This window comes from Streptomyces sichuanensis, assembly GCF_020328095.1.
Classification (GTDB): Bacteria; Actinomycetota; Actinomycetes; order Streptomycetales; family Streptomycetaceae; genus Streptomyces; species Streptomyces cinnamoneus.
On record NZ_JAIXMK010000057.1, the window covers coordinates 21,044 to 38,503 of the forward strand.

Below are 17,460 nucleotides of genomic sequence, written 5' to 3' on the forward strand. Positions count from 1 at the left end.
TCCCGAAGTCGAAGGGACAGGAGCGGGGCGGCCGCGGTCTTGTGGTGAGAGGCGACCGCCCCGAAAGCGAAGCTGTTCAGACGGTGGCGATGATCAGGGCAGCAACCCCGAGCCACAGGTGGTGCCAGCTCTGGTCAAGGGCGTACGCGCCGGTCCCAAGATGGGCAGCCGGGGTCCCCGTGGCCGTGGCCGGCACAGCGGGGTGCGAGGGGGTTCCCAGGCTGTAGAACTCGCCCCTGCCGCAGGCCCGGGCAAGCCAGGCGAGCGTCGTGCGACGGTCGGCCCAGTAGTGAGTCCCCGCGTCCACCACGAGCGCCAGAGCCAGCCCGAGGACAGTCACCGGCAGGCGCAGCAGCAGGACGACAGGAACGAGGACAGCGCACTTCGTCACGGTGAGCCCGAAGACGTGGCGGGCGCACGCGAGGCGCCCGGGCCAGCCCGGTAACCCCTTTTCCGCGGCCTGGCAGGAGGACTGGACCCAGTGATCCCCAACGGAGTGCGCTACGTACAGAGCGATGAAGGCAGCAGCGAAAACGGCGGCCATGGTGGCGGTACCTCTCATGACGTGACGCTCGGATACCCCGGGGCGGCCGATCAGGACCGGTGGCTTGCCGGCCGCCCTGGGGCGGGGGGCTGATCAGCGCTCGCGACGGGCCCGCATCACGGCGTCCAAGACGTCCAGCGGGTCGCTGTAGCGGGTGTGGGTGCTGCCGTCGGCGTACGTGATGTGCTCGTTGCCGTCCTTGTCGGTGACCGTGGTGAAGGTCTGGCCATCCTGGTACGAGACGGTGGTGGTCGTGCCGTCCTCGTGATGGGTGCGCATGTGCTGGCCACCGTGGACGGTCCCGGTGCTGATGAACACGCTGTCGAAGAACTTGCCCATGTCAGTGCCTTCCGAGATGAGGTCGTCCGGGCTGTCCGGCTCCCCTCAACCCCGCCCGTACGAGACGGGCGAGGGAGGCAACCGGCCGCAGCGCCCGAAGGCCCTGCGAACAGGTTGAACAAGTGCTGTGTCTCCTTCCGTGAACGGAGCCCGCTCACGTTGGTAGGCATGTGGAGACGTGACCTTTCGGTCTAAGCCATCCGGTTGCCAAGGGTCGCCGGTGCCCTCAGCCCCTCTCGGGGCCGCCTTTGCCGTGCGCACACACCGCCCGGAAGCGATGCATGTATTACATGTCTCTCACCGTGGCAGGTCAGGTCCGCGTCGTCAACCCTCAGGTCTGAGAAGTCGGAACTGCCGCCCTCGATCAGCGACATGACCAGCTTGGCAACGAAGCGCAGGACGTTGGACTCCGTGCATGTACGACTTGACCCCGGCTCGCTACAGTCAAGTCGTCCCAGGACGTCCTAGACGTGGGAGACCGCATGGCGAACGAGCGACTTCGCGGAGCGATTGTGGAGAGCGGCCTCAAGCTTGAGCAGGTCGCGGAGCGTCTCGGGGTCTCCCCGAAGACGGTCGAGCGCTGGATCTCCGAACCGAAGCGCAAGCCCTACCGGCGGTTCCAGTACGCCGTCGCCTCCATGCTGCGGCGCGAGGTCTCGTACCTCTGGCCCGACGAGCGGACCTCGGAGGAGGTAACCGCATCCAGCGATTCGGAGGTCTTGAAGCTCTACCCACACCGATCCGTTGTCCCGCAGGATGCGTGGACCAAGCTGTACGCCGACGCCACCACCCACTTCGACGTGCTGGTCTACTCGGGCTTCTGGCTGACCGAGGACCCCCGATTTCACCGACTTGTACGAGAGAAGTCGACTGCCGGAGTCCCCGTCCGATTCATGATGGGTGACCCCAACAGCCCAGCCGTGGCCGTCCGGGGTGAAGATGAGGGGATCGGGTCATCCATGGCAGCCAAGATCCGAAATGCCTTACTCAACTACGCGCCGCTCTTTCGGCTTCCCGGCGTGGAGTTCAGGCTCCACGACACGACCCTGTACAACTCGATCTACCGTAGCGACAACGAGCTGTTGGCGAACGGCCACGTCTACGGCGTGGGCGCCTATATGGCGCCCGTCCTGCACCTCCAGCGGGTTCCGGGGGGCGAGTTATTCGACACCTACGCCGAGAGCGTGGAACGCGTCTGGGAAGCCTCGCGCAGGATCACATCACCCACCGACTACGAAGGCGCCGCCGCATGAGCCGCATCGACTACTTCCGCGACCCGAACGCCCCTGAGGCGAATTCGGTCGTGCCGTCCGTAACCGCCGTCGTACGAGATGGGGAGGGAAACGTCCTGCTCATCCATAAGACCGACAACGATCTGTGGGCGTTGCCAGGTGGTGGACACGACGTAGGGGAGAGCATCGAACAGACGGTCATACGGGAGGTGGAGGAAGAGACAGGAATCTCCGTCGCCGTGCAAGACATCGTCGGGCTCTACACAGACCCGCAACACGTCATGGCATACGACGACGGAGAAGTCCGACAGCAGTTCTCGATCTGCTTCCGCGCCCGCCCAATTGGCGGCACCCTGCGGACCAGTTCCGAATCCAAAGAGGTCCGCTGGATCTCCCCTGCAGACCTCGACAAACTCGACATTCACCCGTCCATGCGGCTCCGGATCACTCACGGCCTGGACGAGGCGCGCACCGCTCCCTATATCGGCTGACCGGCACTCGCAACGGAGGTCAGGCGGCTCTTCACGCGGTGCACTGCCGCGTGGATCTCGGGAGCGGCCTGCTGGATGAAGCGGCCAACGATCGTCTCCGGCCCGTACCGCTCGATGATCTCGGAAACCCGCGCCTCGGAGGTTGTCGGCTCACCGTCCGGGGTGGTGGTCATGTCCGAGAACAGCAGCGCATCGACAAGGGGAGGCCGCTCCAGCTCAAACTCAGACTCCAACTCCCCTCGTAGGCCACGCTCCTCCGCCTCCAGCAGAGCGCAGGAATGGTGCGCTACGAGGCGGACGACTCGCTCGTCCATACCTTCCTGATCACGCAGAAAGCGGGCTCCGTCAAGCGGGTGGAAGCCTGTGGAAGCGATCCGCGGTGAGTAGCCGATGTCGTGCAGTACCGCCGCAGCTTCCATCAGCCCAGCATCGTCCCCGAGGATCAGCCGGAGCGAGCGGGCCCGCTCAGCAACCCCGAGAGAGTGCGCCCAGCGGCGCGGGAGCGGTTCAGATAGAAGCGACTCAGCCAGGCCATACGCCCGCTCGGTGAGGTTCATGGTGCTCAAGGCTACGAGTCCCCTCGTTCTGCAGGCAGGGCGCGAACCTGTCGCCGGCGGTTCGCGCCCATGGCGATGAGCCCCCGACCCTCAAGCTGCGCGATCGCGGAACGCACCGCAGTACGAGACACACCGAACCTCTCACACAGCTCATTCTCAGAGGGGAAAACGTCGCCTACCGCGACACCCTGGGCCCTGAGGAGGTCCATGACCCTCTCAACGAGCGGCCGCCGGTCGCCGGTCCCTGCCACGTACCAGCCGGCGCCCTGGACAGAGTCGATGATGCCGTCAGCCTTCAACACCTTGAGCGCACGCCCCACCGTGGAGCGACCCACGCCATAGGTCCGCATCAGCTCTGCCTCTGACGGCAACGCCTCGCTGATTTTGCCAGCCTCAATCTTCTGGCGCAGCGACTCCGAGATCTGCAAGTACGTACCCCGCGGACTGGCCTGCGGCACGCGGCCTCCCCCTTCTTCGCCTTCCCCGACGCCCACCGGGGCCTCCAGGCCCAAGCTTCGCACGTCGCCCATCCTCCAGCCCCTCTTGCTAGGGGGAACGGCGGACGCCTAAAGGCTGTCCCGCTATCGGGGCTCGCGTCGAGCAAGGCCAGGGGCCGCTCGGGCAGAATACGGGCAGGCGGCGAGCCTGCCCGACTGCCTGGCTAGCGTATGGGGCCCCTTAGCATGCTCACCCAAGGCAGGACACTCCCGCTCTCAGATTTTCATCTGCTTAAAGCAGTGAGTTACTCCCTGTTTCTCGAACTACTCGACACCCGGACAGCAGGTGATCTCTCTGGTTCTACGGCATCCCGGTCAGACACACCAATCAACATGTTGAATAGCCATACCAATCGAATTGACCTTACCGCACCGAACAGAAACAGCCCCTCTGCCAACCAACCGGCCAAACCAATACTTTCTCCGCTATCCACGATCAGGAGAATCAGACACCCGCCTGAAACGAGGAGCATCCCCGTAAGGACGCCTGACCAATTCTTGCGCAGGCTGTGACCAAAATATCTTCGCAGCCCTTGCATGGCGGCACCATGGGAACTTGCATATTGAGCGATAGCCGCAGTACCGAAGCCACCAACCAAAGCAGAAATTGAGGCGACTGTCGTATAGGTGTCTTTTCGCCGATCCGCCGTTAGGCCGTCAACTATGCTTCCTGATCCATCCAGCCATCGCGAGATCACAAAGTGAACCACAGAAACCACTAAGACGATGCCCCAGTCAAGGGCCGGAACTTCGCTCCATGCATCTTTTAGGCGCCGAAAAGGCATCCACGGAACCGACACGACACCACCCCCTCACCAGAGGAGGAAGACTCTACCGTCAGGCACTGACAGCGGCTCGTAGGTCTCGTTCCCGATCAGCGGCCACCTGCATAATTGCATCGACCGCCGCTTCGTAGCGGGGCCGCCCATCCATGGGACTGACCTGCACCCTGCATTTCGCCGTGATGTGATGCTTGATGAAGTCCAAGGGCTCGTCGCTTAGATTTCCGTCCTCCTCCTGGAGGGTCACCTGAGCTCGCGCCCTCTCAATCCCTGTCGGACCTTCCAGGTACCCCAGATCCGCCATTAGCGACTGAATTTCTCCCTGTAATTGCCGGTGTCCTCGAAGCCTGGCGACAGGACCCACTCCCCCCTTTCGGGGAGTCTCAAGCTTCAGCGTAATACGATGATCGGGGTAGCGAGAACTCCCGAGTCTCACAAAACTCGCAAGCCCTACACCCTCGGGAGGTGGAATCGCCGGGCTGGGACGATAGCTGAACTCGAAGCTGTGAACAGCAGATGCCCTTTCGAGCTTATCCCACACGTTGTGACCAATAACCGGCCACAAGGCGATCTCCTCATCCACCATCCCGCATGAGTTCATCCATCGCTGAAGCGCAGAGGCGCGCGGAGACCCCGGCTTCCCCTGCAAAACTCCAACGATATTACCGTAATCGAGGAAACAAGCTGTCGTGGTGTCAATTGTCCCCTTGTTTCCTTCAAGGCGAAGGTCTTCGATGTACCCGTGATCAAGATCCACGGTTTGAAGTTCGCGAGTACCAATGCGGCCACTCAGCAAATGAAGTCGCCCATCAGAAGGAACGGCCTGACCGATGAATGTATCCTGATTGCAGGTCGACATCCGATCTTCAAAGGGCTTCTCTTGGAGTTCAGCCAGCGCCGACTGCCAATCAACTGATTCCATGCGCGCATTCTGGGCATCCTTTGCTCGGACAACCTCAAAAAACGCAACAGTCCCCACACGAGTAGCCATGGTCCCCCCATGCCAGCCGCACCTAGAGCGTGGAGTCTACGGCGTGTGCTCCCATCACGCATGCGAAGTTGCCCAATCCAAACACTCGGACCGCTTCTGGCAGCGGTGCGAGGACCCGGTCGACATCAGAGAGCCACGACGTTGACCGAACCAAGGGAAGTGGTCCCACCTGCAGCATGGCGGAACGCAAGCCAAGGGCAGCCAAGGCGGTGGGGACGAAGCTCGACTGAGCCGCAGGGTGGGTAGCGGCACGCCCCACAGAGGGGCTCGACGAATACACGATGAGGTTGGCGGCATCGGGCTTCCTCAAAGCAGAAAACCTGCCGACCGGTCCAGCGGCGCTCCGCCACCGGCCAAGCCCCTTCTAAGCGCTTGGCTGCTCCAGTGACAGACAGAGCTACCGAAGCTGATCAACGGTAGCGAGGGAGCCGACACCAAGCGTGGGCCGTCACCGGGCCGTCCGAGGTCGCCCGGAGACGGCCAACGACGACAGCCAACGACAGCCCCGCCGCAGGTCAGCGCGGCCCCCTCCGGCATCCCCCAAGGCCAGGCCCCCGCCTCGTAAGATCCGGGACATCTGACGGCCCGGCGGGCCGGGGTGGCGCATTCGTCGCCCCGGGCCGCGCGTGGGCCGTCGTACGACACCGCACGACGTCCTCCCCGGAGTGAGCTTGTCCAGCGCCCGTCGTCCCGTCAGGTCGGCCGCTCCCGGCCGGCCCCCTCGGCCCGGCATGGTCTGGTACGCCTCCTACGGGTCCAACATGGACCCGGCGCGGCTGCGTTACTACCTGTCCGGAGGGCGGCCGCCCGGGGCGGGGAGGGGGTTTCCGGGCAGCCGTGACCGGACGCCGCCCCGGGAGTCCGTGCCGGTCGAGCTGCCCGGGGCGCTGTACTTCGCCACCGAGTCGCCGGTCTGGACCGGCGGCAGGGCCTTCTACGACCCGCAGGCGCCCGGGACGGTCCGCGGGTGCGCCCATCTCGTCACCGAGCAGCAGTTCGGGGACATCGCCGCCCAGGAGATGTACGAGCCGCCCGGCGGCGACCTCGATCTGGCGGTGGTCCTCAGGGACGGGCGGCACGTGCTGGGGCCGGGGCGGTACGAGACGCTCGTGTGCCCCGGGTACCTGGAGGACGTGCCCGTCCTCACCTTCACCGCCCCCTGGCCGCTGTCGGCGGTGCGCCCCACCCGTCCGTCCCCCGCCTACCTCCGGCATCTCACGGCCGGTCTGCGCACGGCGGGCGCGTGGGACGACCACACCATCGCCTCCTACCTCTCCCGGGCGCCCGGCGCGGCGGGGAACTGGACCGTGGAGGCGATCACCGCCCTGTTCCCCGGCAAGTGACGATGCGTAGACTGACCGCTCGGTTAGATGGCTGACCGAGCGGTCAGCCACCCGGAGGGGAGCGGAATCGTCATGGAGCGCACGACGTGTTGCGTGGTGGGCGGGGGTCCGGCGGGGATGATGCTGGGGCTGCTGCTCGCCAGGGCGGGCATCGAGGTCACCGTCCTGGAGAAGCACAAGGACTTCCTGCGGGACTTCCGCGGGGACACGGTCCACCCCTCGACGCTGCGGCTGCTCGACGAACTCGGCCTCGGCGAACGGTTCGCACGCCTGCCGGCCAGCAAGCTGCACGAAGTGCGGATGCACATCGGCGACGACACCGTCATCACCCTGTCCGACCTGCGGCGCATACCCGGCCGGCATCCCTACATCGCCATGGTCCCGCAGTGGGACTTCCTCGATCTGCTCGCGACCGCCGCCGCCGAGGAGCCCTCCTTCACCCTGCGGATGCGCACCGCGGTCACCGGGCTGCGCACCGACGGGGGCAGGGTGACCGGTGTGCGCTACGTCGACGAGGACGGCACGCCGGGCGAGCTCGCGGCCGACCTCACCGTCGCCTGCGACGGGCGCGACTCGCTGGTCCGCGAGGCGGCCGGGCTGGTCCCCGACTACGTGGACGTCCCCATGGACGTGTGGATCGTCCGGGTGCCGGCCCAGCGCGACGGCTCCAAGGAGGGCCGGGTCTTCATGCGCACCCGGGGCCGTCGGTTCGCCGTCACGATGGACCGGGGCGACTACTACCAGACCTCCTACCTCATCGAGAAGGGCGCGGACGCGCGGCTGCGCGCCCGCGGTGTCCAGTGGTTCCGCGACAGCCTCGGTGAACTCTTCGGCTGGGGCGAGGAGGTGACCGGCACGATCCGTTCCTGGGACGACGTCAAGCTGCTGGAGGTGACCATGGGGCGGCTGCGGCGCTGGCACCGGCCGGGGCTGCTCTGCATCGGGGACGCGGCGCACATCATGTCGCCGACGGGCGGCGTGGGGGTCAACCTCGCGGTGCAGGACGCCGTCGCCGCCGCCCGGATCCTCGCGCAGCCCCTGCGGCGCGGTGCGGTCCGCGGCGAGGACCTCGCACGGGTCCAGCGGCGGCGCATGCTCCCAGTGGCCTTCACCCAGAAGTCACAACAGGGGGAGCACGAAGCGCTGTTGCGACCGGTGCTCGCCGGCACCCTCGACCCCGGCCGGCTTCCGCTGCCCCTCCGGCTGATGCGACGCGTCCCCCTGCTTCCCGTCCTCGCCGGATACCTCGGCGGGGTCGGGATACGTCCCGAGCGGGCGCCGGCGTTCGCGCGGAGGTGAGCGGAGCGCCGGGGCCGGACGGGGGTCAGCCCCGGCGCTCGATCGCGTTCACGGTGAAGGCCACCAGTTCGTCGGCCGCGGCGTCGAGATCGACGTCCGGGTGGACGAGCCAGTAGGAGATCACGTTGTCGATCGCCCCGCCGATGGCCAGGGCGGTGGTCCGGGTGTCGAACTCCCGCAGCCGGCCCGCCTCCTGGCCCGCGGCCAGCATGCGGGCCAGGCGCTGCCAGCGGTCGTGGGTGTCGTGGGAGCCCGGCGTCTTCAGTCGCGTGCCGCCCCCGTCGTCGAGCAGCATCTCGGTGATCACCCGGACGTGGCGGCGGTTGGCCTGCTGGTAGCCGATCATCGCGCGAACGTAGGCGACGACGGCCTCGACCGGGTCCCGCTCCCGCTCCACGCGCTCGGTGACGTACGCGAAGAACTGCTCCAGCACGTGGTCCAGCGTCGCCCGGTCCAGCTTGTCCTTCGACGTGAAGTGGTAGAGGACCGCGGCCTTGGAGATGCCGGCCTCTTCCGCGATCGCCGCCAGCGACGTCGCCGGGTAGCCCCTGGTGGAGATCAGGTCGATGGCGCACTCGACGATCTGCTGCCGCCGGGCGCGTTCGGTGAAGGTCGGACCGGCCGGCCCGGCACTCCGGCGAGAAGCCATCGAAACGCCACCCTCACCTTCGTCTGCGGACCCATACCGGCAGCAAACCGTACACCGGGCCGTCCGCTCAGGGCAGCACGGCCACCCCGTCCAGCTCCACCAGCGCCTGCGCGTCCCACAGCCGGGTGGTGCCGACGACGGCCATGGCCGGGTACTCCCGGCCCGCCAGCCGTCGCCAGACCTCCCCCAGTTCGCGCGCGCACGCGCGGTACGCGGCGACGTCGGTGGCGTAGACGGTCACCCGTGCCAGGTGGCGGGGTTCGCCTCCGGCGGCGCGCAGTGCGGCCAGCAGATTGGCCAGGGCGCGCTCGAACTGTTCCGGGAGGCCGCCCGCCACGATCCGGCCGCCGGCGTCGAGCGCGGTCTGGCCCGCGAGGAAGACCAGCCGGTCACCGGTGGCCGTGACGGCGTGGCTGAAGCCGGAGGGCGGGCAGAGCCCGGCGGGGTTGACGCGCCGCAACGTCATGAGCCGGCCTCCTGGTCCCGCACGTCGTCCTGCACGTCGTCCTGCGCTTGCCCCTTCGCTTGCTCCTTCGCTTGCTCCTTCACATCCCCCTTCGCTTGCTCCTTCGCGTGGACCTGCCCATGGACCTCCCCGCTGACCTCCCCATGGTCGTCCTCGCGCTCCTCCGCGTTCCGGTACAGCTCCCGGGCGATGATCGCGCGCTGGACCTCGGTGGCGCCCTCGTAGATGCGCGGCGCGCGGACCTCCCGGTAGAGGTGTTCGAGGAGGTGGCCGCGGCGGAGCGCGCGGGCGCCGTGGATCTGCACGGCGGCGTCGACGACGTACTGCGCGGTCTCGGTGGCGAAGAGCTTGGCCATCGCCGAGCGCCGGGCGACGCCCGGCTCGCCCGCGTCGTACGCCGCGGCCGCCGCGCGTACCAGCAGCGCGGCCGCCTCGGTGCGGGTGGCCATGTCGGCGAGCGTGTGCGAGACGGCCTGCAGGTCCTTCAACGGACCTCCGAACGCGTGGCGTTCGCCCGCGTGTGCCAGCGCCGCCCGGAGGGCGGCCCGCGCCATGCCGACGGCGAAGGCCCCGACGCTGGGGCGGAACAGGTCGAGCGTGCCCATGGCGACGCGGAAGCCGCCGCCGACCTCGCCGACGACGTCCTGGCGGCCGACGGGAACGGCGTCGAAGGCGAGGGTGCCGACGGGGTGCGGTGCCAGCATCTCCAGCGGCCGGCCCGTGAGGCCGGGGCGGTCAGCGGGCACGAGGAAGGCGGTGACGCCCGCGGCACGGGCGGCCGGGCCCGTACGGGCGAAGACGGTGTACACGTCGGCGTCGGGGGCGTTGGAGATCCAGCACTTCTCGCCGGTGAGCCGCCAGCCGCCCCCGGACGGCTCCGGTTCGGCCCGCAGCTCCAAGGCCGCCGCGTCGGAGCCCGCACCCGGTTCGCTCAGCGCGAAGGCGGCGACCGCCCGGCCCGCGACGACCGGCGGCAGCCACTGCGCGCGCTGCTGCGGGCTGCCGTAGCGCAGGACCGGGTACGCGCCGAGGCCCTGCAGGGCGAGGGCCGTCTCGGCCTCCGTGCACTCCTGCGCGAGCGACTCGCGCATCAGGCACAGGTCGGTGGCGCGGACGGGACCGCGCGCCGGCAGCATGCGGGCGAGCAGGCCCAGCTCGCCGAGCGCCTCGACGAGCGGCCGGTTGACGCGCCCGGGGGCGCCCGCGGCAGCCAGCGGGCGCAGCCGCTCCGCGGCGAGCGCACGCAGCTGCGCACACCACTTGCGCTGCTCCCCGTCCCCTGTGAACGGTGTCGTCACCTGGCCCGCCTCCCGTGCGTGAGTTATCGCGCTCTGTTGACTGCCGTCACCAACTCGTTACGCTGACAGTGCATCCGAGTCGCTGGCAAGACCCCCGTTCACCTCCCATTCCTCCCCGGCGCGAGGGGGCGCATCCGCGATGGAGCTCAACCGGTCCGCCCACGTCGACACCTTCTCGCGCGACCACCTGCCGGCCCCCGGCCAATGGCCTGATCTCCGCTTCGACCTCCCGGGCTCCCCGGGCCTGCGCTATCCCGGCCGGCTCAACTGCGGTGCGGAGCTGCTGGATGCGACGGTGGAACGGCTGGGGCCGGACCGTCCGGCGGTGCGGGACGGCTCGGGCAGAGTGTGGTCGTACGGCGAACTCAGGGCGCACGTCGACCGGATCGCCCACACCCTCACCACGGACCTGGGGGTCGTTCCCGGCAACCGGGTGCTGCTGCGCGGGCCCACCACGCCCTGGCTGGCGGCCTGTTGGCTCGCGGTGATGAAGGCCGGCGCGGTGGCCGTGACCGTGCTCGCCGCGCAGCGCCCGCAGGAGCTGGCCACCGTCTGCCGGATCGCGCAGGTGCGGCACGCACTGTGCGACACCCGATCGGCCGACGACCTGATCAAGGCGGCGGTGCCACACTTACGGATTACGCTCTACGGCGGCGGCGCATCCGACGACCTGCTGCGGCGTGCGGCCAAAAAACCCACATTCTACGCCGCGTCGGACACCTCCGCCGACGACGTCGCGCTCATCGCGTTCACCTCCGGCACCACCGGTCGCCCCAAGGGCTGCCTCCACTTCCACCGCGACGTGCTCGCCGTGGCCGACACGTTCTCGGCCCACGTCCTGCGCCCGCGCCCCGACGACCTCTTCGCCGGCACACCGCCGCTCGGCTTCACGTTCGGCCTGGGCGGCCTGCTCGTCTTCCCCCTGCGTGCGGGCGCCTCGACCCTGCTGGCCGACCGCTGCGGCCCCGAGCAGCTGCTGGAGCGGATCCAACGCCACCGCGTCACCGTGCTGTTCACCGCACCGACCGCCTACCGGGCCATGCTGGACACGCTCGGCGCGTACGACGTCTCGTCGCTGCGCAGATGCGTCTCGGCGGGCGAGCACCTGCCCGCCGCCCTGTGGCACGCCTGGCACCGCGCCACCGGACTGCGGGTCATCAACGGCATCGGCGCCACCGAAATGCTGCACATCTTCATCTCCGCGGCCGACGGCCGCATCCGCCCCGGCACGACCGGCCTGCCCGTCCCCGGCTACGAGGCCCGCGTCCTCGGCGCCGACGGGCGGCCCGCGCCCGACGGCGAGCCGGGACTGCTGGCCGTGCGCGGACCCACCGGCTGCCGCTACCTCTCCGACGACCGCCAGCGGGCGTACGTCCGCGACGGCTGGAACCTCACCGGCGACACCTACATCCGTGACCCCGACGGCCACTTCCGCTATGTCGCCCGCGCCGACGACATGATCATCTCGGCCGGCTGCAACATCTCCGGCCCCGAGGTGGAGGAGGCTCTGCTGCGCCACCCCGACGTCCTCGAAGCAGCCGTCGTCGGCCGTCCGGACGAGCGCCGCGGGCAGGTCGTCGTCGCCCATGTGGTCCTGCGGGCGGGTGTGCCGCGCACCGCCGAAACGACGGTGGTTCTGCGGGAGTTCACCAAAAAGGAGATCGTGCCGTACAAGTGCCCTCGCGAGATCGTGTTCCACGACGCCCTCCCCCGCACGCCCACCGGCAAACTGCAGCGATTCCGGCTGCGCGCGGGCGCTTTACAGTTTCCCCGTGACTGACCAGCAACCGCTCCACACCCCCCGGTCCCTCATCGTCACCTTCTACGGCGCGTACGGACGCGGTTGCGTCGACGCCCCCGCCGGCCCGGTGCCGATCGCGGCGCTGATCAGATTGCTGGGCTCGGTGGGCGTGGACTCGCCGTCTGTACGGTCCGCCGTCTCCCGGCTCAAGCGGCGCGGCCTGCTGGTCGCGGACCGCACGCCCGACGGCGCCGCGGGCTACGGGCTCTCGGACGCCGCCCGTCAGCTGCTGGAGGACGGCGACCGGCGCATCTACGGCCGCCCCTCGGCCCGCCCGGGCCACGGCTGGCTGCTGGCCGTCTTCTCGGTCCCGGAGCAGGAGCGGCACAAGCGGCACCTGCTGCGCTCCCGGCTGGCGCGGCTGGGCTTCGGCACGGCGGCACCGGGCGTGTGGGTGGCCCCCGCCCATGTGCACGAGGAGACGCGGCACACCCTGCAGCGCCTCGGGCTGGCCGACTACGTCGACCTCTTCCGGGGCAGCCACCTGGGCTTCGAGCCGACGGCGGAGGCGGTGGCCCGCTGGTGGGACCTGGACGCGCTGGCCCGGCAGCACCGGGCGTTCCTGGAGGCCCACGAACCGGTGCTGCGGCGGTGGGCCCGCCGCAAGCCGGTGCCGCCGGAGGCGGCCTACCGCGACTACCTCCTCGCGCTGGACTCCTGGCGCCGCCTGCCGTACGCGGACCCGGGCCTGCCCGCGGCCCTGCTGCCGGCGGACTGGCCCGGGGGGCGGGCGGCCCGCGTCTTCGGCGCCCTGCACACGCGGCTGCGCGATGCCGGGGGGCGGTTCGTGGCGGCGGGGCTGGCCTAGGCGTACGGGTCCGGGCCGGGCAGTACGGGGGTCTCAGCTCCCGCGGCCGGCCGGGGGTTTGCGGCTGCCGGCGCGGTACGGGACGGGCCAGGGGGCGCCCGGCCCCGCGTAGTCCTGCTCGGCTGCCGCGTGGAGGGTCCACGCCGGGTCGTACAGGTGGGGGCGGCCCAGCGCGCAGAGGTCGGCGCGGCCCGCCAGGATCAGGGAGTTCACGTCGTCCCAGGACGATATGGCCCCCACGGCGATCACCGGCACCCCGGCCTCCTGCCGGATGCGGTCGGCGAACGGCGTCTGGTACGAGCGCCCGTACGCCGGCCGTTCCTCCGGCACGACCTGCCCGGTCGACACGTCGACGGCATCGGCCCCGTGCTCGGCGAAGGCCCGCGCGATGACGACCGCGTCGTCCCCCGTCGTGCCGCCCGGCGCCCAGTCGGTGGCGGAGATCCGTACCGTCATCGGCCGTTCCGCGGGCCACACGGCCCGCACGGCGTCGAAGACCTCCAGCGGATAGGCGAGCCGGCCGCGCAGGCTGCCGCCGTAGGCGTCGTCGCGGTGGTTGGTGAGGGGGGAGAGGAAGCTGGAGAGCAGGTAGCCGTGGGCGCAGTGCAGTTCGAGGAGGTCGAAGCCGGCGCGGGCGGCGGACGCGGCCGAGCGGACGAACTGCGCGCGGATCGCCCGCAGTTCGTCGGCGATCAGGGCGTGCGGGATCTGGTTGACGCCGGGGCGGTACGGCAGCGCGGAGGGCGCGACGAGCGGCCAGTTGCCGTCGGGGAGGGGCTGGTCGATGCCGTCCCACATCAGGCGGGTGGAGCCCTTACGGCCGGAGTGGCCGAGCTGCACGCCGATGGCGGTGCCCGGCGCCCGGTCGTGGACGAAGCCGGTGATGCGGCGCCAGGCCCGTTCGTGGGCGGGTGCGTACAGGCCCGCGCAGCCGGGGGTGATCCGCCCCTGTTCGCTGACGCAGACCATTTCCGTCATCACCAGGCCGGCTCCGCCCAGGGCGCGCGCGCCGAGGTGGACGAGGTGGAAGTCGCCGGGGGTGCCGTCGGTGGCGGAGTACATGTCCATCGGGGAGACGACGACGCGGTTGCGCAGGGTCAGGCCGCGCAGCCGGAACGGGGTGAACATCGGCGGGGTGCCGGGCGGGACGCCGGCCTCGCGCTCGACGGCCGCCACGAAGCCGGGATCGCGCAGGCGGAGGTTGTCGTGGGTGACGCGGCGGCTGCGGGTGAGGAGGTCGAAGGCGAACCGGTGCGGCGGCCCCCCGGTGTGGAGGGCGAGGTCCTCGAACCACTCAAGGCTGGCGCGGGCCGCGCGCTGGGTGGACTCGACGACCGGTCGTCGCTCGGCCTCGTATGCGGCCAGGGCCTCCGGCACCGTGGCGGCGTCCCGGACGTGGCCGGCCAGCGCCAGGGCGTCCTCGACGGCGAGCTTGGTGCCGGAGCCGATGGAGAAGTGCGCGGTGTGGGCGGCGTCGCCGAGCAGGACCGTACGGCCGTGTGACCAGCGGTCGTTGACGACGGTGCGGAAGGCGGTCCAGGCGGAGCGGTTGGAGCGCAGGGGCCGGCCGCCGAGGAGGCCGGCGAAGTACGCGGCGCACCGCTGCGCGGACTCCTGCTCGTCGCAGCGGTCGAGGCCGGCCCGCCGCCAGACCTCCTCGCGCATCTCGACGATGACGGTGCTGGCGCCGGGGGCGAAGGGGTAGGCGTGCAACTGCATGACGCCGTGCTCGGTCTCGGCGGTCTCGAAGCGGAAGGCGTCGAGGGCGAAGTCGGCGGCCAGCCAGATGTAGCGGCAGCGGTGTGTGGTGAGGGTGGGGCCGAAGAGGTCGCGGTGGGTGTCGCGGGTGCGGCTGTGGACGCCGTCGGCGGCGATGACGAGGTCGTGGGAGCGGGCCAGGTCGGTGACGGCCGGGGCTTCGGTGCCGAACTTCAGGGCGACGCCGAGCGAGCGGCAGCGGGCCTGCAGGATCGCCAGGAGCCGGTGGCGGCCGAGGGCGGCGAAGCCGTGGCCGCCGGAGCGCAGCACCCTGCCGCGGTGGACCACGTCGATGTCGTCCCAGTGCACGAACTCGCGGCGGAGCGCCGCGTACACCTCGGGGTCGGCGTGCTCGATGCCGCCGAGGGTCCCGGCGGAGAGAACGACGCCGAAGCCGAAGGTGTCGTCGGGGGCGTTGCGTTCCCACAGGGTGATGTCGCGGCCGGGCGCCTGGCGTTTGAGGAGGGCGGCGGCGTAGAGCCCGCCGGGGCCGCCGCCGATGACGGCGACCCGTGCGGCCGCCGTCATCGTCCCTGCCACGCGGGGGGCCGCTTCTCGGTGAAGGCGGCGTGGAACTCGGCGTAGTCGGCGCTGTTCATGAGCAGGGCCTGGGTGGCGGCGTCGAGTTCGACGGCGGCGGAGAGGGGCATGTCGAGCTCGGCGGTGAGCAGGGCCTTGGTCTGGGCGTGGGCGAGGGCGGGGCCGTCGGCGAGGCGGCGGGCGAGGGCCGCGGCGGCGGCCGGCGCCTCGCCCTCGGGGGCCGGTCGGCTGATGAGGCCGATGCGTTCGGCCTCGTCGGCGTGGACGGGCTCGCCGAGCATCAGCAGGCGGGTGGCGTGGCCGAGGCCGACGACGCGGGGCAGGAGGTAGGCGGCGCCCATGTCGCCGCCGGAGAGGCCGACCTTGGTGAAGAGGAAGGCGAAGCGGGCGGTCGGGTCGGCGACGCGGAAGTCTGCGGCGAGGGCGAGGACGGCGCCGGCGCCCGCCGCGACCCCGTGCACGGCGGCGACGACGGGGAAGGGGCACTCGCGCAGGGCCCGGACGACCTGGCCGGTCATGCGGTTGAAGTCGAGGAGGCGGCGGGTGTCCATGGCCAGGGTGGCGCCGATGATGTCGTCGACGTCGCCGCCGGAGCAGAAGCCGCGGCCCTCGCCGCCGAGCACGAGGGCCCGTACGGAGCCGTCGCGGGCGAGTTCGGGGAGGAGGTCGCGCAGGTCGGCGTAGGCGCCGAAGGTGAGGGCGTTGAGCTTGGCGGGGCGGGCGAGGGTGACGGTGGCGACGCCGGCGTCGAGGGTCAGGCGCAGGTGCCGCCATTCCTCGGTGCGGGACGCGGAGCCGGTGAACGGACTCATGGAGCACGGCCTCCTTCAGCCGGGAGGGGCTGGTGCCTGCCCGGTGAAGCTATCACCGCTGCGTGACCGTCGTCACGAGTGCGCGATAGGGCTGGAGGCCCGGTCGCGCACGCGTGCGGCGGGTGGGGCGGGGGCGCGCACGCGTGCGGCGGGTAGGGGGAGGTGCGCACGCGTGCGGCGGGTGGGGCGGGGCCGGGGGCGCGGGATGCGCGGCCCCGCCCGGATCAGCGGGCCAGCGTGGCCACCAGCACCGCCTTGATGGTGTGCATCCGGTTCTCGGCCTCGTCGAAGACGACGGAGTGCACCGACTCGAAGACCTCGTCGGTGACCTCCAGCGCCGTCAGGCCGTGGCGCTCGTAGATCTCGCGGCCGACGGTGGTGCCCAGGTCGTGGAAGGCCGGCAGGCAGTGCAGGAACTTCACGGCCGGGTTCCCGGTCGCGCGCAGGACGTCCATGGTGACGGTGTACGGGGCGAGCAGGGCGATGCGGGCGTCCCAGACCTCCTTGGGCTCGCCCATCGACACCCACACGTCGGTGGCGATGAAGTCCGCACCGCGCACACCTTCGGCGACGTCCTCGGTGAGGGTGATGCGCGCCCCGCTGGACTCGGCCAGCCGCCGGGCGCGGGCGACGACCTCGGGGGCCGGCCAGAGCTCCTCGGGGGCGACGATGCGCACGTCCATGCCCAGCAGGGCGCCGGTGACGAGGTAGGAGTTGCCCATGTTGTACCGGGCGTCGCCGAGGTAGGCATAGGCGACGTGCTCCAGCGGCTTGGCCGTGTGCTCGGTCATGGTGAGCACGTCCGCCAGCATCTGGGTGGGGTGCCACTCGTCGGTGAGGCCGTTGTAGACCGGCACGTCGGCGTACGCGGCCAGCTCCTCGACGATGTACTGGCCGTGGCCGCGGTACTGAATGGCGTCGAACATCCGGCCGAGCACCCGGGCGGTGTCGCGGACGGACTCCTTGTGGCCGATCTGCGAACCGTTCGGGTCGAGATAGGTCGTACGGGCTCCCTGGTCCGCGGCGGCGACCTCGAAGGCGCAGCGGGTGCGGGTGGAGGTCTTCTCGAAGAGGAGCGCGATATTGCGACCCTGCAGGCAGGGCCGCTCGGTGCCCGCCCGCTTGGCGGCCTTGAGCTCGGCAGCCAGCTCGATCAGGCTGTGGAACTCCTCGGCAGTGAGGTCCGTCTCCTTGAGGAAGTGACGGCCCTTGAGGTCTGTCGCCATGGGATGGGCTCCTAGGTCATCAACAGT

The 17,460-nt window shown here is 70.3% G+C and carries 18 protein-coding genes; 6 read left to right on the forward strand and 12 right to left on the reverse strand.

What is annotated here, in order from left to right; translation table 11 throughout:
• Positions 1–76: 76 nt before the first annotated feature.
• On the reverse strand, positions 77–544 hold the full coding sequence (locus LE181_RS17900; protein ID WP_225662300.1) for a transcriptional regulator: 468 nt from the start codon (positions 542–544) through the stop codon (positions 77–79).
• A 93-nt stretch (positions 545–637) separates the two neighbouring features.
• Positions 638–883, reverse strand: a complete 246-nt coding sequence (locus LE181_RS17905) for a hypothetical protein (protein ID WP_225662301.1) — start codon at positions 881–883, stop codon at positions 638–640.
• Between the two features lie 482 nt (positions 884–1,365).
• On the opposite strand from LE181_RS17905, the gene LE181_RS17910 reads away from it, so the two are divergent.
• Positions 1,366–2,136: a helix-turn-helix domain-containing protein gene (locus tag LE181_RS17910; protein ID WP_225662302.1), complete on the forward strand. Its 771-nt coding sequence runs from the start codon at positions 1,366–1,368 to the stop codon at positions 2,134–2,136.
• Positions 2,133–2,606, forward strand: a complete 474-nt coding sequence (locus tag LE181_RS17915; RefSeq protein ID WP_225662303.1) for an NUDIX hydrolase — start codon at positions 2,133–2,135, stop codon at positions 2,604–2,606. Before LE181_RS17910 ends, LE181_RS17915 begins: the two co-directional genes overlap by 4 nt.
• Here LE181_RS17915 and LE181_RS17920 read toward each other — a convergent pair.
• The 4 genes from LE181_RS17920 to LE181_RS17935 all read right to left on the reverse strand — a co-directional run bounded on the left by LE181_RS17920 (position 2,594) and on the right by LE181_RS17935 (position 5,433).
• The gene (locus tag LE181_RS17920) at positions 2,594–3,163 is read right to left on the reverse strand and encodes an HD domain-containing protein (RefSeq protein ID WP_225662304.1); all 570 of its coding nucleotides are present in this window, start codon (positions 3,161–3,163) and stop codon (positions 2,594–2,596) included. The genes LE181_RS17915 and LE181_RS17920 overlap by 13 nt on opposite strands.
• An 11-nt stretch (positions 3,164–3,174) precedes the next feature.
• A complete protein-coding gene (locus LE181_RS17925; RefSeq protein WP_225662341.1) occupies positions 3,175–3,621 on the reverse strand; it encodes a GntR family transcriptional regulator in 447 nt (148 codons plus the stop codon).
• Positions 3,622–3,905: 284 nt separating this feature from the next.
• Positions 3,906–4,460: a hypothetical protein gene (locus tag LE181_RS17930; protein WP_225662305.1), complete on the reverse strand. Its 555-nt coding sequence runs from the start codon at positions 4,458–4,460 to the stop codon at positions 3,906–3,908.
• 37 nt (positions 4,461–4,497) lie between these two features.
• On the reverse strand, positions 4,498–5,433 hold the full coding sequence (locus LE181_RS17935; RefSeq protein ID WP_225662306.1) for a hypothetical protein: 936 nt from the start codon (positions 5,431–5,433) through the stop codon (positions 4,498–4,500).
• A gap of 665 nt (positions 5,434–6,098) precedes the next feature.
• Here LE181_RS17935 and LE181_RS17940 point away from each other — a divergent pair.
• Both LE181_RS17940 and LE181_RS17945 read left to right on the forward strand, forming a co-directional pair.
• Positions 6,099–6,776: a histone deacetylase gene (locus tag LE181_RS17940; RefSeq protein ID WP_372458398.1), complete on the forward strand. Its 678-nt coding sequence runs from the start codon at positions 6,099–6,101 to the stop codon at positions 6,774–6,776.
• Between the two features lie 72 nt (positions 6,777–6,848).
• On the forward strand, positions 6,849–8,075 hold the full coding sequence (locus LE181_RS17945; RefSeq protein WP_225662343.1) for an FAD-dependent oxidoreductase: 1,227 nt from the start codon (positions 6,849–6,851) through the stop codon (positions 8,073–8,075).
• Positions 8,076–8,100: 25 nt separating this feature from the next.
• Here the strand turns inward: LE181_RS17945 and LE181_RS17950 are convergent, their stop codons facing one another.
• The 3 genes from LE181_RS17950 to LE181_RS17960 form a co-directional block, all read right to left on the reverse strand.
• On the reverse strand, positions 8,101–8,724 hold the full coding sequence (locus tag LE181_RS17950; protein ID WP_225662307.1) for a TetR/AcrR family transcriptional regulator: 624 nt from the start codon (positions 8,722–8,724) through the stop codon (positions 8,101–8,103).
• Between the two features lie 67 nt (positions 8,725–8,791).
• Positions 8,792–9,190, reverse strand: coding sequence for a RidA family protein (locus LE181_RS17955; RefSeq protein WP_225662308.1), 399 nt, complete (start codon positions 9,188–9,190; stop codon positions 8,792–8,794).
• Complete coding sequence (locus LE181_RS17960; RefSeq protein WP_225662309.1) at positions 9,187–10,488, reverse strand: acyl-CoA dehydrogenase family protein; 1,302 nt, start codon at positions 10,486–10,488, stop codon at positions 9,187–9,189. The genes LE181_RS17955 and LE181_RS17960 overlap by 4 nt, the downstream gene beginning before the upstream one ends.
• Before the next feature lie 139 nt (positions 10,489–10,627).
• Here LE181_RS17960 and LE181_RS17965 point away from each other — a divergent pair, with 139 nt between their 5' ends.
• A complete protein-coding gene (locus LE181_RS17965) occupies positions 10,628–12,268 on the forward strand; it encodes an AMP-binding protein (RefSeq protein WP_225662310.1) in 1,641 nt (546 codons plus the stop codon).
• Positions 12,261–13,097 (forward strand): PaaX family transcriptional regulator, encoded by an 837-nt coding sequence (locus LE181_RS17970; RefSeq protein WP_225662311.1) that lies wholly within the window; start codon positions 12,261–12,263, stop codon positions 13,095–13,097. Before LE181_RS17965 ends, LE181_RS17970 begins: the two co-directional genes overlap by 8 nt.
• Positions 13,098–13,130: 33 nt before the next feature.
• On the opposite strand, the gene LE181_RS17975 is transcribed toward LE181_RS17970, so the two are convergent.
• The 3 genes from LE181_RS17975 to argF form a co-directional block, all read right to left on the reverse strand.
• Positions 13,131–15,383, reverse strand: a complete 2,253-nt coding sequence (locus tag LE181_RS17975; protein WP_225662344.1) for a bifunctional salicylyl-CoA 5-hydroxylase/oxidoreductase — start codon at positions 15,381–15,383, stop codon at positions 13,131–13,133.
• Positions 15,380–16,207 carry an enoyl-CoA hydratase family protein gene (locus LE181_RS17980; protein ID WP_225662312.1) on the reverse strand — a complete coding sequence of 276 codons (828 nt, stop codon included), beginning with the start codon at positions 16,205–16,207 and terminating at the stop codon, positions 15,380–15,382. Before LE181_RS17980 ends, LE181_RS17975 begins: the two co-directional genes overlap by 4 nt.
• A gap of 224 nt (positions 16,208–16,431) precedes the next feature.
• On the reverse strand, positions 16,432–17,433 hold the full coding sequence (argF, locus tag LE181_RS17985) for an ornithine carbamoyltransferase (protein WP_225662313.1): 1,002 nt from the start codon (positions 17,431–17,433) through the stop codon (positions 16,432–16,434).
• Between the last annotated feature and the right edge of the window lie 27 nt (positions 17,434–17,460).

Bases quoted from the DNA above. Each gene is read 5' to 3' on its own strand.
- LE181_RS17975 (WP_225662344.1), bottom strand. From the start codon at position 15,383: ATGACGGCGGCCGCACGGGTCGCCGTCATCGGCGGCGGCCCCGGCGGG.
- LE181_RS17955 (WP_225662308.1), bottom strand. From the start codon at position 9,190: ATGACGTTGCGGCGCGTCAACCCCGCCGGGCTCTGCCCGCCCTCCGGC.
- LE181_RS17910 (WP_225662302.1), top strand. From the start codon at position 1,366: ATGGCGAACGAGCGACTTCGCGGAGCGATTGTGGAGAGCGGCCTCAAG.
- LE181_RS17950 (WP_225662307.1), bottom strand. From the start codon at position 8,724: ATGGCTTCTCGCCGGAGTGCCGGGCCGGCCGGTCCGACCTTCACCGAA.
- LE181_RS17920 (WP_225662304.1), bottom strand. From the start codon at position 3,163: ATGAACCTCACCGAGCGGGCGTATGGCCTGGCTGAGTCGCTTCTATCT.
- LE181_RS17980 (WP_225662312.1), bottom strand. From the start codon at position 16,207: ATGAGTCCGTTCACCGGCTCCGCGTCCCGCACCGAGGAATGGCGGCAC.
- LE181_RS17945 (WP_225662343.1), top strand. From the start codon at position 6,849: ATGGAGCGCACGACGTGTTGCGTGGTGGGCGGGGGTCCGGCGGGGATG.
- LE181_RS17965 (WP_225662310.1), top strand. From the start codon at position 10,628: ATGGAGCTCAACCGGTCCGCCCACGTCGACACCTTCTCGCGCGACCAC.
- LE181_RS17935 (WP_225662306.1), bottom strand. From the start codon at position 5,433: ATGGCTACTCGTGTGGGGACTGTTGCGTTTTTTGAGGTTGTCCGAGCA.
- LE181_RS17905 (WP_225662301.1), bottom strand. From the start codon at position 883: ATGGGCAAGTTCTTCGACAGCGTGTTCATCAGCACCGGGACCGTCCAC.
- argF (WP_225662313.1), bottom strand. From the start codon at position 17,433: ATGGCGACAGACCTCAAGGGCCGTCACTTCCTCAAGGAGACGGACCTC.
- LE181_RS17900 (WP_225662300.1), bottom strand. From the start codon at position 544: ATGGCCGCCGTTTTCGCTGCTGCCTTCATCGCTCTGTACGTAGCGCAC.
- LE181_RS17915 (WP_225662303.1), top strand. From the start codon at position 2,133: ATGAGCCGCATCGACTACTTCCGCGACCCGAACGCCCCTGAGGCGAAT.